We start from the raw sequence: 15,706 nt of genomic DNA, 5'->3' as shown, positions 1-15,706 counted from the left end.
GTCGCGTTCAGCCGAAGCGGTCGGCCAGCGCGTCGGTCGCCGACACCAGCACGTCGACGATCGCCGGATCGGCCGCGCTGTGGCCGGCCAGGACGATGCGCAGTTCGGCTTCCGGCCAAGCCTGGGACAGGTCGTAGGCGTTCTTGGCCGGGCAGATGATGTCGTAGCGCCCATGCACGATGGTCGCCGGGATATGGCGAATGCGGCCGATGTCGCGCAGCAGCTGATCCGGCTCCAGGAACACGTCCTTGCGGAAGTAGTGCGCCTCGGCGCGGGCGACGCTGATCGCGACCCGCGGTTCGTCGAAATTGCCGGCTTCGTAGGGGTCGTGGATCAAGGTGGTGCTGCCGCCTTCCCAGTAGCCCCAGGCCTCGGCCGCGGCCTGGCGCACGGCCGGATCGTCGCTGTCGAGCCGGCGCCAGTAGGCCTCGGTCAGATTGTCGTGCTCGTCGCGCGGGATGTGGTCGAGATAGCGCTCCCAGCGCTCGGGGAAGATCCAGCGCGCACCGCCGTCGAGTTCGTTGAACCAGCGCAGTTCGTGCGGACGGCCCAGGAAGATCCCGCGCAACACCAGGCCGAGCACGCGTTCGGGATGGGTCTGGGCGTAGGCCAGGGCCAGGGTCGAGCCCCAGGAACCGCCGAACACCACCCAGCGATCGATGCCGAAATGCTCGCGGATCGTCTCGATGTCGGCGACCAGGTGCCAGGTGGTGTTGTCGCGCAGTTCCGCATGCGGCGTGGACTTGCCGGCGCCGCGCTGGTCGAACAGCACGATGCGATAACGCGCCGGATCGAAGAAACGGCGGTGGTAGGGCGAGACGCCGGCGCCGGGACCGCCGTGCAGGAAGATCACCGGCAGCCCGTCGGGATTGCCGCATTCCTCGATATGCAGTTCGTGCAGATCGTCGATCGCCAGGCGTTGCGTGCGGTAGGGCTCGATCTCGGGGTATAGCTCGCGCATGGGCCGCGTTCCGTGAGGTTTGCGCAAGCATACGGCGAGGCGATGGCGGGCACGATAGGGAGGCGGTGGGGCGGTAATCGCGATGGCGATGGCCGCGCGAGCGTGTTCGATGGCGGCGCAGGGCGGCGACCTGACGCTGGCCGGCTTCCTGTGGGAGCGGCGTAAGCCGCGATCGCGTTGCCTCGTATCGCTGCGACCGCATCCCTAGCCAGCGTCGGTTGGGGTGTCATCGGCCCTGCGGCTGTTCGGCGGCAGCGACTGAGGTGGGCTTGTGCTGGTTCGCGAGTTGGCGCTATCGCGGCTTACGCCGCTCCTACCCCAAAGCGGGGGCGGGGCTTGGGTTGTTCCTGTCTGAAGCGGGGTTGCGGATTGTGTCGCTCACCTGAGGCAGGATCGCGGTTCAGGCGTGGTCGAGCAGATGCTGCAGCACCGCCTCGCCGTAGCGGTCGAGCTTGCTGGCGCCGATGCCGGGGATGCCCGACAGGTCGTCGAGGTCGTCCGGGGCGGCTTCGGCGATCGCGCGCAGGGTGGCGTCGTGGAAGATCACGTAGGCCGGCACGTTCTGTTCGCGCGCGGTCGTCGAGCGCCATTCGCGCAGCGCATTGAAGCGCGCCAGCGAGGCCGGATCGAGATCGATCATCGGCGCCGCGGCGGCGCCGCCGCGGGTCTTGCGGCTGCGCGCGGTCTTGGGCTGTTCGGTGCGGAAACGCAGATCGCGCTCGCCGCGCAGCACCGGGCCGCTGTCGGCGGTCAGGCGCAGTGCGCCATGGCGTTCGATGTCGGCTTCGAGCAGGCCGCCGGCGACCAGTTGCCGGAACACGCTGCTCCACTGGCGCGCGTCCAGGTCGGCGCCGATGCCCCAGGTGCTGAGGCGGTCGTGGCCGAACTTGAGCGCCTTCTCGGTTTCGACGCCGCGCAGCACGTCGATCACGTGGCCGGCGCCGAAGCGCTGGCCGGTGCGGTAGACGCAGGACAGGGCCTTGCGCGCGGCCTGGGTGCCGTCCCAGCTTTGCGGCGGATCCAGGCAGTTGTCGCAATTGCCGCAGGCGCCCGGATGCGGTTCGCCGAACCAGCCCAGCAGCGACTGGCGCCGGCACTGGGTGGATTCGCAGTAGCCGAGCAGGGCGTCGAGCTTGCGCAGCTCCAGACGCTTGCGCTCCTCGCCGGCCTCGCCCTGCTGGATCAGCTGGCGCAGGTTGACCACATCGCCCAGGCCGTAGCAGAGCCAGGCCTCGGCGGGTTCGCCGTCGCGGCCGGCGCGGCCGGTTTCCTGGTAGTAGCCCTCGATCGACTTGGGCAGGTCGATGTGGGCGACGAAGCGCACGTCGGGTTTGTCGATGCCCATGCCGAAGGCGATGGTGGCGACCATCACCACGCCGTCCTCCTGCAGGAAGCGGCGCTGGTTGGCGGCGCGCGTGGCCGCGTCCATGCCGGCGTGATAGGGCAGGGCGCGGATGCCGGCTTCGACCAGCTGCGCGGCCACCGCGTCCACGCGCCGGCGCGAGAAGGCGTAGACGATGCCGCTGTCGCCGCGGTGGGCGGACAGGAAGTCCAGCAGCTGGCGGGTGCCGTTGTCCTTGTGGACCACGCGGTAGCGCAGGTTGGGGCGGTCGAAGGAGCTGACGAAGCGGCGCGCGTCCTCCAGCTTCAGGCGCTCGGCGATCTCGCGCTGGGTCGGGGCATCGGCGGTCGCGGTCAGGGCGATGCGCGGGATGTCGGGCCAGCGCTCGTGCAGGATCGTGAGTTCGCGGTACTCCGGCCGGAAGTCGTGGCCCCATTGCGAGACGCAGTGGGCCTCGTCGATCGCGAACAGGGCGATCGGGGCGCGGTCGAGCAGGGCCAGGCAGCGTCCGGTCAGCAGGCGCTCGGGGGCGATGTAGAGCAGGTCGAGCTCGCCGGCCAGCAGCTGGCGCTCGACTTCGGCCGCGGCCGCGGCGTCCAGGGTGGAATTGAGGAAGGCCGCCTGCACGCCGAGCTGGCGCAGGGCTTCGACCTGGTCCTGCATCAGCGCGATCAGCGGCGAGACCACGATGCCGCAGCCGTCGCGCAGCAGCGAGGGCAGCTGATAGCACAGCGATTTGCCGCCGCCGGTGGGCATCAGCACCAGGGCGTCGCCGCCGTCGCTCACGTGCTGGACGATCTGCGCCTGCTCGCCGCGGAAGTCGGGATGGCCGAAAGTCCGGCGCAGCAGGTCGAGGGCGTGGTCTGGCATGGCGCTAGTGTAACGAGCGCCGGCGTTATGGCCGCTAAGCGGGAGGCGCGGCGCGCTGTAGGAAGTCGCCGCAGCCGGCGGCGGGGCGCTCTCCGGCGCGACGCGCTGCGACGGCAGCCGGACAGGGTCGACGAGGCTAGCCGACCCGCAAAAACCACCCCTGTGGGAGCGGCGTAAGCCGCGATCGCCCCGGGACCGCTGCAGCGCGGGCGTCCGGATCGCGACTTACGTCGCTCCCACAGGGAGCAAAGGCCTAAGCGCTTACTGCAGCAGCGAGCGCAGCATCCAGGCGTACTTCTCGTGGGTCTGCAGGCGCTGGGTCAGCAGGTCCTCGGTCGGGGCGTCGTCGGCGTCGTCGGCCTGGTCCAGCACGGCGCGCGCGGTGCGGCAGACGGCTTCGTTGCCGACCACCAGCTGGCGTACCATCTCGCGCCAGTCCGCGGCTTCGGTCAGGCCCGGCTCCTCGGGGATCGAGGTCAGGCGCACGAACTCGGCGTAGGAACCGGGGGCGTTGAAGCCCAGGGCGCGGATGCGCTCGGCGATATCGTCCAGCGCGGTCCACTGCTCGGTGTACTGGGTCTCGAACATGGTGTGCAGGGCGTTGAACATCGGCCCGGTCACGTTCCAATGGAAGTTGTGGGTCTTCAGGTACAGGGTGTAGCTGTCGGCCAGGAAGCGCGACAGGCCCTCGGCGATCTTCTTGCGATCGCCGGTGCCGATCCCGATATCGATCGAAGGCGCCTTGTTGGACGCCGCCGGCGATGCGGCCGGACTGAGCGAGGCGGTCTTGCCGGTCTTGCCCTTGTTGGGCTTGCTGGGTTTGGTCTTGGCCACGTGTTGCTCCCTTTTCGAGTGTTGCGGCGACAATAGGCGCTGCCGCCCGCGAAGTGAAATATTTTGTTTCTTGCGGAGCGATCCGCAAAAGCTATCGAATGATGAAGTCTATAGACGCTCCTGCTAGCAATGCGTTACGCCAGGCCCGGCGCGCCATCGACGGCGCGCTGAGCCGCGACCGCGGCCGCCTGCACGGCTTGTGGTCGCGCTGGAGCGGCAAGCCCGGCGACACGGCCGCGCGCGATGCGTTCGCGCAGGCGCTGGCGGCATCGGTTTCGCAGCGCGAGTCGCGCGCGGCGGCGTTGCCTCAGGCCCCGGTCGAAGCCTCGCTGCCGATCGCGGGCGAGGCCGAGCGCATTGTGGCCTTGATCCGTGAACACCCGGTGGTGGTGATCGCCGGCGAAACCGGCTCGGGCAAGACCACCCAGCTGCCCAAGCTGTGCCTGGCCGCCGGGCGCGGCGCCGCCGGCATGATCGGCTGCACCCAGCCGCGCCGGATCGCGGCGCGCGCGGTGGCGCGGCGCGTGGCCGAAGAGCTGAATACCCCGCTGGGCGGCGCGGTCGGCTACCAGGTGCGCTTCAACGAGAACGTCGGCGAGCGCACCGCGATCAAGTTCATGACCGACGGCATCCTGCTGGCGGAGATCCAGTCCGACCGCTGGCTGTCGGCCTACGACACCATCCTGATCGACGAGGCCCACGAACGCAGCCTCAACATCGACTTCCTGCTCGGCTATCTGAAGCAGCTGCTGAAGAAGCGTCACGACCTCAAGGTCATCGTGACCTCGGCGACCATCGACACCGAACGTTTCGCCGCGCATTTCGACGGCGCGCCGGTGGTCAGCGTCGAGGGCCGCGGCTATCCGGTCAACGTGCGCTATCGGCCGCTGGAAGGCGAGGGCGAATCCGAAAGCGACGGCCGCATGCGCGAGGCGCGCCAGGGCGAGCGCAGCGTCAACGACGGCATCGTCGCCGCCTGCGACGAGATCACCCGCGAGGATCCGCGCGGCGACGTGCTGATCTTCCTGTCCGGCGAGCGCGAGATCCGCGACGCCCACCAGTCGCTGGAACGGCGCAAGTACCGCGAGACCGAAGTGCTGCCGCTGTACGCGCGATTGTCGGTGCGCGACCAGGACCGGGTGTTCAATCCCGGCCCCAAGCGCCGCATCGTGCTGGCCACCAACGTCGCCGAGACCTCGCTGACCGTGCCGCGCATCCGCTACGTGGTCGACCCGGGCCTGGCCCGGGTGAAGCGCTACAGCCCGCGCGGCAAACTCGACCGGCTGCACATCGAACCGGTGTCGCAGGCCAGCGCCGATCAGCGCAAGGGCCGCTGCGGCCGCATCAGCGAAGGCACTTGTTACCGGCTCTACAGCGAGGCCGATTTCGAATCGCGGCCGCGCTACACCGATCCGGAGATCCGCCGCGCCGCCTTGGCCGGGGTGATCCTGCGCATGCTGTCGCTGGGCCTGGGCGACATAGAGGCCTTCCCGTTTCTGGAGCCGCCCGACGGCCGTGCGATCGCCGACGGCTGGCAGCAGCTGACCGAACTGGGTGCGGTGGACGAGCAGCGCAAGCTCACCGCGATCGGCCGCAGCATGGCGCGGTTGCCGGTCGACGTGAAACTGGCGCGCATGCTGGTGGCCGCCAACGACCACGGCTGCCTGCGCGAAATGGTCGCGATCGCGGCCTTCCTCGGCATCCAGGACCCGCGCGAGCGCCCGGCCGATCAGCGCGCCGCGGCCGACAACGCCCACGCCGAGTTCGCCGATCCGCGCTCGGAATTCGTCGGCATCCTCAAGCTGTGGGACGCCTACCAGAACGCGCACGAGGAGCTGACCCAGTCCAAGTTGCGCGGCTGGTGCGAGAAGCACTTCCTCGGCTTCCTGCGCATGCGCGAATGGCGCGAGCTGCATCGCCAGCTGAAACTGCTGTGCGAGGAGTTGGGTTGGGCGATCAAGACCCTGCCCGGCGAGATCGATTCCGGCGCCTACGCCACCCTGCATCGCGCCCTGCTGGCCGGCCTGCCGACCCAGATCGGCCTGCGCGGGGACAAGGGCTTCTACGACGGTCCGCGCGGACGCAAGTTCCAGCTGTTCCCCGGCTCGCCGCTGGCCAGGAAGCCGCCGCCGTGGGTGCTGGCCGCGACCCTGCTCGACACCGAGCGGGTGTGGTCGATGACCAATGCCACGATAGAGCCGGATTGGGCGATCCAGGAGCTGCCGCATCTGCTCGCGCGCCGTCATCACGATCCGCGCTGGGCGCGTTCGCAGGGGCGGGTGGTCGGCAGCGAGCAGATCAGCCTGTTCGGCCTGGTGCTGGCGCCGAAGCGGCCGGTGCACTACGGCGCGCTGTACCCGGAGGAAAGCCGCGCGATCTTCGCCCGCGACGCCCTGGTCACCGGCGAGATCAACACCCGCGCCGCGTTCCTGCAGCGCAACCTCGCCAGCCTGGCCAAGGCGCGCGACGAGGAAGCCAAGCAGCGCCGCGCCGGCCTGGTGGTCGACGAGGAATGGATGGCGCAGTGGTACCTGGACCGATTGCCGCCGCAGGTGCACAACGTCCAGGCGCTGGACGCGTGGTACGCCAAATTGCCGGCCAACGAGAAGGCCGCGCTGGAATGGTCCAGCGCCGATCTGATGGTCGGCGGCGAAAGCGAGGCCGCGCGTTTCCCGCCCTATCTGCAACTGGGCAACGCGCGCCTGGCCGTGCGTTACCGCTTCGAGCCCGGCGCGATCGACGACGGCATGACCCTGGCGGTGCCCCTGCACCTGCTCAACGCGCTGGATCCGGCGCAGCTGTCGTGGCTGGCGCCGGGTTTCGTCGCCGACAAGGCCACCGCGCTGATCAGGTCGCTGCCCAAGACTCTGCGCCGCAACTTCGTTCCGGCGCCGGATTTCGCCAAAGCGTTCCAGGAAGCGCACGCCAAGCCCGAGGCCGACGATCTGGTCGGCGCGCTTGCGCGCTTCCTGCGCAAGCTGACCGGCGTGGAGGTCGCGGCGACCGATTTCGATGCGGCTTCGATCGAGCCGCATCTGCGCATGAACCTGCGCCTGCTCGATGCCGGCGAAGACAAGGGCGGCCGCAAGGCCGAGCCGGCGGTGCTGGCCGAATCGCGCGACCTCGAACAACTGCGCGCGCGCTACGGTGAGCTCGCCGCGCGCGCGTTCGCGGCCCGCGCCGCCGACGGTCTGGGCCAGCGCGGCCTGACCGCGTTCCCCGAGCAGCCGATTCCGACCTCGGTGCCCGGCGCCGCCGGCGTGCCGGCGTTCCCGGCCCTGCACGACGACGGCGACACGGTGTCGCTGCGCGTGCACGCCGAGCGCGAGGCCGCGCTGCGCGCGCATCCGGGCGGCGTGCGCCGGCTGCTGGCGATCGCGCTGGCGGACAAACTCAAGCAGGCGCGCAAGCAACTGCCGGTGTCGCCCAAGACCGGGCTGCTGTACGCGGCGATCGAATCGGCGGCGCCGCGCCCCGACGGCCCGCGCGACAGCGATCGACTGCGCGACGACCTGGTCGGCGGCGCCCTGCGCTCGCTGCTGGGCGACGACGACGCCTTGCAGCAGGTGCGGGACGCGGCCGCGTTCGAAGCGCGGCGCGAAGAGGCCGCGCGCAAGCTGTTCCCGGAGGCGATGGAGCGTTTGCGCCAGGCCGAAACCATCCTGACCGCGGTCGCCGAGGCGCGCGCCAAGCTGGAATCGCCGCTGATGGGCTGGGCCAGCGGCAACCTCGACGACATGCGCGCGCAACTGGCGACGTTGACCCCGCCGGGTTTCCTGCGCGAGGTGCCGGCCGAGGCCTTGCGCGAGTACCCGCGCTACCTCAAGGCGCTGGCCCTGCGCGGGGAGCGCGCCTTGCGCGACCCGGTGCGCGATCAGGCGCGCATGCTCGAACTCAAACCGTTCGCGGACGCGCTCGCCGCCGCGACCGCGGCCGGCGACGCCGCCACGCCGGGCTGGCAGGCCCTGCGCTGGGATCTGGAAGAACTGCGCGTGTCGTTGTTTGCGCAGGAACTGGGCGTGCGCGGCGGGGTGTCGCCGAAGAAGTTGGCCAACAGGTTGGCGCAGCTGCGGAATTAGAGCGTGGCGTTAACTAGACGGCTTTTTCGTCGATCGGCAAAGCCACGCGCTGCGCGCATGGGCCGAAACCTCACTTGATCCGCTGCACCCGCGCCTTGGGCAGATCCTCATCGACCTGCAGGAACCAGCGTCCGCTGACGCCCGGCACCACCACGATCGCTGGCGCCTGCATCGGCTTGTGCAGCTTCAGGCTGCCCTTGAGTACGCGCCACTGTTGGCCGTTCTCGAGCGCGAACACTGTGCCCGGCGCCCATTCGGCGACATCGCCGACCAGGCGGCTGCGGATCGGACCGTCGCTGGCGCCTTCCAGCAGGCCGGCGTCGTCGCGGCCCGGCGCCATAGCGGTGGCGGTAGCGGCGGCCGGAGCCTGCGGAGCGGCCGCGGCTTCGCGTTCGTCGTCCTCGCGCAACAGGCGATTGAGCAGGGCCAGCTGCGCCGGGCTCAGCGCATCCAGGCCGGTCTCGCGCAACTGCTCGGGCGTCAGGCGGCGCTCGACTTCGCGGTAGGGCGTCTGCGCGCCGGCCAGACTAGGCAGCAGGGCGAGCGCGAGCAGCAGGACGGTGCGGTGGAATCGATGCATGGGGGAGCCTGGCGACGGGATCGGAGGGCGGGCGCCGACGCCGGATTCCGGCACGGATCGCAGGCGGCGCTCGCTGGTTCGCCCAGAATATTGCGGAGGTATGACATTTTCTTGACGTCGCCAGGGCGGCGCAGGGCGGCGCAGCGCCGTGCATAGCAACCGCTGATCGCAAGACTCCGCTCCTGCGTTTCCGCGCGCCGGGCCCGCGTTGCGCGCTAGCTCCCGCAAAGGATGAGCCGCGCGCTGACGAACCGTGGGTTCATGCGCGGCCGAATGCCGGCAGGGCACGCCTGCTGGCCGGACTGGCTGGGGAGAATGCGTTCGCGCATCCCCGCCTGTGCGGGGACGGCGTTCCAAGACGACCGCGTCCGTGCGCGGACGCGACCCGGGTACTTACTTGGTGCGCTGCACCTTGGCGCGGGCGTTGTAGCCCTGCACCGACAGATACCAGACATTGCCGATCAGGCCCGGGTTGATCTTCACTTCCGGGTTGCTGAGCTTGACGCCCGCCAGCGAGGCGTCGTCGGACTGCTGCCAGACCTGGCCGTTGTCGAGCACGTACTGGCGGCCGCGACCGAAGCCGCGGAACTCGCCGCTGATGTGCGCGACGATCGGGTCGCTGGAGCCGCCGAAGTTGAAGAAGCCGCGATGCTCGGTTTCGATCAGCTCCTTGGTGCTCTTGGCGGCCTTGGCGCTCTCGTCGCCGATCTTGCGGTTGAGCCAGTCGTTGAGACGGCCCAGCTCCGCCGCGTCGAGCTTGTCCAGGCCGGCGGCCTTGAACTGTTCGGGCGTCATCTGCTGTTCGATCGGCGGCTGCGACTGCGCGAACACCGTCAGTGGAGCCAGCGCGAGCAGGGTGGCGACGATCAGCGGGCGGGTGCGGAGCATGTGCTGTTCCTCGGGTCGGTTGGCCGCTAGTGTAGACGCTCCCCCATAGCGCTTCGATCCCGATACGCAATCCGCGATGAACGCATCGCCCGCCACCCCCGCTCCGGTCCAGACCGCGCTCGCGCACGCTTCGGCGGCGGCGATCGCCGGTCCGTTGCGGCAGCGCCTGGACGAGGCCGCGGCCGACCCGGCCGCCGCGCGCGACGCCCTGGACGCGCCGCCGGTGGTCGCGGCCACCCTGGACGCGCTGGGCCTGCTCGGCGCCGACGGCGACACCGTCGCGGCCGCATTGCTGCATGCCTATCCGGGCCTGGCGGCGGCGCTGGGCCCGGTCCTGGACAAGCAGTTCCCGGCGGTCGCGGCCTTGCTCGACGGTCAGCGCGCCGCGGCCCAGGTCTGGACCCTGCATGCCGAGCACGGCGCGCGCTCCGGCCATGAAGGGCTGCGGCGGTTGCTGCTGGCGATCGTGCGCGATCTGCGGGTGGTGCCGATCCTGCTCGCGCGCCAGCTCGCGCGCATGCGCAACGCCGAGGCGCTGGCGCCGGACGCGCGCCGCGAACTGGCCGCGCTGACCCGCGACATCCACGCGCCGCTCGCCAACCGGCTCGGCATCTGGCAGCTGAAGTGGGAGTTGGAGGACCTGGCGTTCCGTTACCTGGAACCGCAGACCTATCAGAAGATCGCGCGCCTGCTCGACGAGAAGCGCGGCGACCGCGAGCGCTATATCGAGCAGGTCAAGCGCACCCTGCGCGGGGCCTTGGCCGCGGCGGGGCTGCAGGGCGCCGACGTCGCCGGCCGGCCCAAGCACATCTACAGCATCTGGAAGAAGATGCAGCGCAAGGACGTGCCGATCGGCGAGCTTTACGACCTGCGCGCGGTGCGGGTCATGGTCGAGGACCTGGCGGCGTGCTACGCCGCGCTGGGCGTGGTCCATGCGCAGTGGACGCCGATTCCGAGCGAGTTCGACGACTACATCGCCCGGCCCAAGCGCAACGATTACCGCTCGCTGCACACCGCCGTGGTCGGGCCGGAAGGCAAGACCCTGGAAGTGCAGATCCGCACTTACGAGATGCACAGCCAGGCCGAACTCGGCGTGGCCGCACATTGGAAGTACAAGGAAGCCGGCAGCCAGGCCGCCGACGCCTCGTTCGACCGCAAGATCGCCTGGATGCGCAAACTGCTCGACGCCCACGGCGAGAGCGGCCGCGACGGCGGCGACGCGACCCTGGCCGGCGAGCTCGACACCGAGCTGGTCGAGGACCGGGTCTACGTGCTCACGCCCAAGGGCGAGGTGATCGACCTGCCGACCGGGGCGACGCCGCTGGACTTCGCGTACCACGTCCACACCGAAGTCGGACACCGCTGCCGCGGCGCCAAGATCGACGGTCGCATCGTCCCGCTGGACCACAAGCTGCGCAGCGGCGACCGGGTCGAGATCCTCACCGCCAAGACCGGCGAACCGCGCCGCGACTGGCTGGTCGCGGCCAACGGCTTCCTCGCCAGCGGGCGTTCGCGCGACAAGGTCCGGGCCTGGTTCCATAAGCTCGACCGCGCCCGCAACGAACAGGCCGGGCGCGAGCTGCTGGACAAGGAACTGCGCCGGCTCGGCCTGCTCGGCGCCGATCTGGCGCCGGCGCGCGAGCGCTTCAATCTGGCCAACGACGGCGACCTGTACGTGCAGGTCGCGCTCGGCGACCTCGGCCCGCATCAGGTCGGACGCGCCCTGCTCGAACACGAGCGCGCCGCCGCCGCGCCGCCGCCGCCCACGACCGGCACCACCACCCTGGCGCCGGTGCCGCGGCGGCGCCCGAGCAAGAGCGCCGATTTCACCGTCGAAGGCGTCGGCAACCTGCTGGTGCAGCTGGCGCGCTGCTGCCAGCCGCTGCCGGGCGAGCCCATCGTCGGCTATCTCACCCGCGGCCGCGGCGTCAGCGTGCACCGTCCCGGCTGCGCGGCGTTCGAACGGCTCGCCGCGACCCAGCCGCAGCGCGTATTGCCGGTGGAATGGGGGCGCAAGGGCAGCGGCTACGAAACCGACATCGAAGTGCTGGCGCTGGACCGCAAGTGGCTGCTCAAGGAAGTCACCAACCTGATCGCCCAGGGCAACGCCCACGTGGTCAGCATCCGCAGCGACGTCGAGCGCGCTGGCGCGCGCGTGCGCCTGCGCCTGCGCTTGCGCGTGGCCGACTACGGCCAGTTGTCGACCCTGCTCGGCAAGCTGTCCTCGCTGCCCGGCGTGGAGCAGGCGCAGCGCTGCTGAGCCGCGATCCGCGCCGTCACTCTGGTGCGGTGCTTACGGGGCTATGCTTTCGCGGTGACGTCCGAACCGCCGCCCAGCCACGATCGCAAGGAACCGCCCGGCGGCCGCACGCCGGCCACGGCGCCGACCACCGCGCCGACCCGCATCGAACCCGAATTCGGGCGCTGGACCAGCCTTCGTTTCGACCAACGTAGCCGACCGCCGCGGCGGGAGCCGACGCCGCACTGGTTCGGCTGGGGCGCGGCCGCTGCGGTAATGCTGGTGCTGCTGGCGCTGGTGCTGCTGCGCCAGCCGCTGGCGGACCGCCTGTGGCCCGATTCGCGTCTGCAGCAGTTGCGCAGCGATGCCGCTGCGGCCCTGCGCGAGGGCCGGCTGACGTCGCCCGACGGGCGCGGCGCGCGTGAACTCTACGAGGCCGCGCTGGCCCTGGATCCGGACCGCGACGAAGCCCGCAGCGGCCTGACCCGGGTCGGCCAGGCCGCGCTGGTCCGGGCCGAGCAGGCGATCGTGCAACGCCGTTATGCCGACGCCCATGCCGCCCTCGCTCTGGCCGCCGAACTGGCGGTGCCGCGCGCCCAGGCCGACGCCTTGGAGCGGCGCTTGCGCGCGCGCGAAGCCGCCGACGCCGGCCTCGACCGGGTGCTGAAGCAGGCCGCGCAAGCGCGTGCGGCCGGTCATCTCGACGACGGCGAGAACGCGGCGCTGCCCCTGTACCAGCGGGTACTGGCCTTGCAGCCCGACCGCGTCGAAGCCCTGGAGGGCCGCGAGGACACCCTCGCCGATCTGTTGCAGCAGGCGCGCCAGGCCCTGGCCCATGGCGATCTGCTCGCGGGCGCCGCGCGCATCCGCCGTGTCCAGGCCGCCGATGCCGGCCATGGCGAACTGCCTGATGCTTTGGCCGAACTCGCACGCCGCGCCGACGCCCGTCGCGGCGAGGCCGAGCGCGAATTGCGTCGCGGCCGCCTGTCCGAAGCCGCCGAGGGCTATCGCGACATCCTGGCGGCGTTGCCCGAGGACCCGGCAGCGCAGCGCGGCCTGGGCGCGGTTGCGAGCGCCTACGCGCAGCGCAGCGAACGCCTGGCCGCCGATTTCCGCTTCGACGAGGCCGCCGCGGCCTTGCGCGCGGCCGACGCGATCGCGCCCGCCACCGCGGCCGTGGTCGAAGCGCGCCAGCACCTGGAACGCGCGCGCCAGTCGCGCAAGCGTCTGGGCGGCGAACTGCCGATCGCCCAGCGCCAGCAGCGCCTGCGCACGCTGCTGGCCGAAGCCGCCGCCGCCGAAGCGCGCGGCGAACTGCTGGCGCCGCCCGGCGACAGCGCCTACGACAAGCTGCGCGCGGCGCAGGCGATCGCGCCGCAGGACCCCAAAGTGCGCGCCGCCGCCGCCCGCCTGTTGCCGGCGGCGCGGCGCTGTTTCGAAAACGAGCTGCGCGGCAATCGGCTCAGCCGCGCCGGCGAATGCCTGGATGCGCGGCGTGCCTTGGAAGGCGAGGGCGCGGCGCTGGTGGATGCGCGCCGGCGTCTGGCGCAGCGTTGGATCGCGGTCGGCGATGAGCGCCTGGGAGCCGGGGAATTGCGCGCGGCGCAGGCGGCGCTGAATGCGGCGCGCGCCTTGGACGCGGGCGCGGCGGGCCTGGAGGATTTCGCCAACCGGGTACGGGTGGCGACGGCCGGGGTGAACTGAGGCCGGAGCCCGGCAGCTCTTCGGCAGTGGCTGAATGCTGCGCTCGTCGCCGCAGTCTGCGGTTACGTCCTCATGGAAGGATCGGCTTCAAGCCTTCCCATGCAACAACACCCGCCGTACCACCTCGCGAGCCGCATCCAAAGAGAAGTGCGTCTCCACATTGCGCAAACCGTTCTCCGCCAAGCGCTGCCACAGCGCCGGATCGCGGTACAGCCGCAGCACGGCCTGCGCATAGTCGGCGGCGTTGTCCGCCACCAACGCGTCTTCGCCGTCGCGCAGGTGCATGCCCTCGACCGCGCAGGCCGTGGCCACGACCGGTTGGCCGTGAGCCATGCTCAGGTTGACCTTACCCTTGACGCCGGCGCCGTAGCGCAGCGGGGCCACGGCGATGCGCGCGCCGTCCATGTACGGATCGAGATCGGGCACGTGACCGTGGATCTCGATGCCGGGCTGTTCGGCGAGCGCGGCGATCTCCGGCGGCGCGTCGGCGCCGATGCAGTGGAAGCGCAGCTCCGGCAGTTCGGCGCGGATCAGCGGGAACACCTCGGTGGCGAACCAGCGCACCGCATCCACGTTCGGCGGATGGCGGAAGCCGCCGACGAAGACCAGGTCGCGGCGCTGTTCGAACGCGCGCCCCGGTCCGGCGACGCGATGCAGATTGGACAGGATGTCGACCTGCGCCTGCGGCGCGTCCTGTGCGAGCAGGCTGCGCTCCACCTCGCTGACCACGAAGGTCGCGTCGGCGCGCGCGATGATGTCCAGCTCCAGCTTGCGCGTGGCTTCGGCCGCGCGCGCCAGGGCAGCGTCGCCGGCGACTTCGGCGCCGCGGCGTTCGCGCAGGTAATGCAGGTCGACGGTGTCGAACACCAACCGCGCCTGCGGCGCGTATTTGCGCAGCAGCGGCAGCAGTTCGCGCAGCACGTAGTGGCGGCAGACCATGACGGTGTCGAAGCGCTGGCCGTGCTCGTGCAGCCAGGCCGGCAGGCGACCTAGTTGCGGTGCGGTCCACACTTCCACGCCCATGCGCTGCATCGCCTCGACCGAGGCATCGGTGTGGGCGAGGTAGGCCGGCACGAACACCACGTGCGCGCCTTCCTCCAGCAACAGCCGCATCAGATTGACCAGGCGCAGCGAGCCGGAATCGCGGTCCGGCTGCGGCACCAGCGCGTCGACGATCAGCACGCTGCGGCGACCGCGCGCGAACGCGGCGCGATCGGCCGGCGTATCCGGCGTCCACTGCGCGGTCAAGGCATCGCGCCATTTGTCGGCGAACACGCCGCGGTTGCGCACCTGATAGGCCTTGACGCCCGAACCGGTATCGGTGCCGGCGGTGATGCCCTCGCAATGCACGACCCGCGACTTGGGCTGATAGACCACGCGCAGCCCGGCCGCGCGCACCGCGAAGGCGAGATCGGTGTCTTCGTAGTAAGCCGGCGCGTAGCGCGTGTCGAAACGGCCGAGGCGCTCGAACAGCGCGGTCGGCAGCGCGATCGCCGCGCCCGAGCAGTAGTCGGCGTCGCGCAGGAACGCGTAGCGCGGATGATCGGGCGCGTCGAAGCGGCCGTAGTTCCAGCCGCTGGCATCGGCGAACACGATGCCGCCGGCTTCCTGCAGGCGGCCGTCGGGATAGACCAGCTGCGCGCCGACCAGGCCGACATCGGCGTGCTCGCCGAACGTCGCCAGCAGCACGTCCAGCCAGCCCGGCTGCGGGATGGTGTCGTTGTTGAGGAAGACCACGTATTCGCCGCGCGCCAGCGCCGCGCCGTCGTTGCAGGCGGCGATGAATCCGCCGTTCTGGCTGCGGCGGTGGTAGCGCAGGCCCTCGATCTGGCGCAGCGAGGCTTCGGTGGCGTCGGAGCTGCCGTCGTCGACCACGATCACTTCGAACGCGGCCTCGGCGGGGCGCGCGGCGAGCGCGCGCAGGCAGGTCAGGGTATGGGCGAACTGGTTGTAGACCGGGATCACGATGCTGGCGCGCGGCGTGTCCGAGGTCGGCAGCGCGAACGGCGCGAACGGTTCGGCCTGCGGCAGCCACAGGGCCGCACGCTGAGCGTCGGGCAGGCGATGGAACTGGCGCAGGACGCGCTGCCAGGAGGCGCTCAGACCGCGGGTCCGCAGGCTGATCAGGCCGCGCCGCGCCAGGCCCGTTCCCCGGTCCAGCAAAAACCGAAGATCGGTCCAACTCATCGCCATCGATCGCTCGTCATGC

The 15,706-nt window shown here is 70.9% G+C and carries 8 protein-coding genes and 1 pseudogene; 3 read left to right on the top strand and 6 right to left on the bottom strand.

Annotated features, from left to right (window positions below; all coding sequences use genetic code 11):
- Positions 1-7: 7 nt before the first annotated feature.
- From pip to ASD78_RS18205, 3 genes and pseudogenes are all read right to left on the bottom strand, one after another.
- A complete protein-coding gene (gene pip / locus ASD78_RS18215; protein WP_056104070.1) occupies positions 8-961 on the bottom strand; it encodes a prolyl aminopeptidase in 954 nt (317 codons plus the stop codon).
- 400 nt (positions 962-1,361) lie between these two features.
- Positions 1,362-3,173, bottom strand: a complete 1,812-nt coding sequence (gene recQ / locus ASD78_RS18210; RefSeq protein WP_055900484.1) for a DNA helicase RecQ — start codon at positions 3,171-3,173, stop codon at positions 1,362-1,364.
- A gap of 261 nt (positions 3,174-3,434) precedes the next feature.
- Positions 3,435-3,914, bottom strand: a pseudogene (locus ASD78_RS18205) (Dps family protein); the annotation flags it as partial.
- A gap of 194 nt (positions 3,915-4,108) precedes the next feature.
- Here ASD78_RS18205 and hrpA point away from each other — a divergent pair.
- On the top strand, positions 4,109-8,086 hold the full coding sequence (hrpA, locus tag ASD78_RS18200; protein WP_200944270.1) for an ATP-dependent RNA helicase HrpA: 3,978 nt from the start codon (positions 4,109-4,111) through the stop codon (positions 8,084-8,086).
- Between the two features lie 70 nt (positions 8,087-8,156).
- On the opposite strand, the gene ASD78_RS18195 is transcribed toward hrpA, so the two are convergent.
- Both ASD78_RS18195 and ASD78_RS18190 read right to left on the bottom strand, forming a co-directional pair.
- The gene (locus tag ASD78_RS18195) at positions 8,157-8,666 is read right to left on the bottom strand and encodes a hypothetical protein (protein ID WP_055900492.1); all 510 of its coding nucleotides are present in this window, start codon (positions 8,664-8,666) and stop codon (positions 8,157-8,159) included.
- Between the two features lie 393 nt (positions 8,667-9,059).
- Positions 9,060-9,554, bottom strand: coding sequence for a hypothetical protein (locus tag ASD78_RS18190; RefSeq protein ID WP_055900495.1), 495 nt, complete (start codon positions 9,552-9,554; stop codon positions 9,060-9,062).
- A 76-nt stretch (positions 9,555-9,630) separates the two neighbouring features.
- Between ASD78_RS18190 and ASD78_RS18185 the strand changes: the two genes are divergently transcribed.
- Complete coding sequence (locus ASD78_RS18185; RefSeq protein WP_056104058.1) at positions 9,631-11,814, top strand: bifunctional (p)ppGpp synthetase/guanosine-3',5'-bis(diphosphate) 3'-pyrophosphohydrolase; 2,184 nt, start codon at positions 9,631-9,633, stop codon at positions 11,812-11,814.
- A 255-nt stretch (positions 11,815-12,069) separates the two neighbouring features.
- On the top strand, positions 12,070-13,497 hold the full coding sequence (locus ASD78_RS18180) for a hypothetical protein (RefSeq protein ID WP_056104275.1): 1,428 nt from the start codon (positions 12,070-12,072) through the stop codon (positions 13,495-13,497).
- Between the two features lie 87 nt (positions 13,498-13,584).
- Here ASD78_RS18180 and ASD78_RS18175 read toward each other — a convergent pair whose 3' ends face one another.
- Complete coding sequence (locus ASD78_RS18175) at positions 13,585-15,690, bottom strand: glycosyltransferase (RefSeq protein ID WP_056104056.1); 2,106 nt, start codon at positions 15,688-15,690, stop codon at positions 13,585-13,587.
- Positions 15,691-15,706: the final 16 nt, after the last annotated feature.

The organism is Lysobacter sp. Root667 (assembly GCF_001427715.1).
Taxonomy (GTDB): Bacteria; Pseudomonadota; Gammaproteobacteria; order Xanthomonadales; family Xanthomonadaceae; genus Lysobacter.
This window is presented reverse-complemented; position numbering and strand designations above follow the sequence as displayed.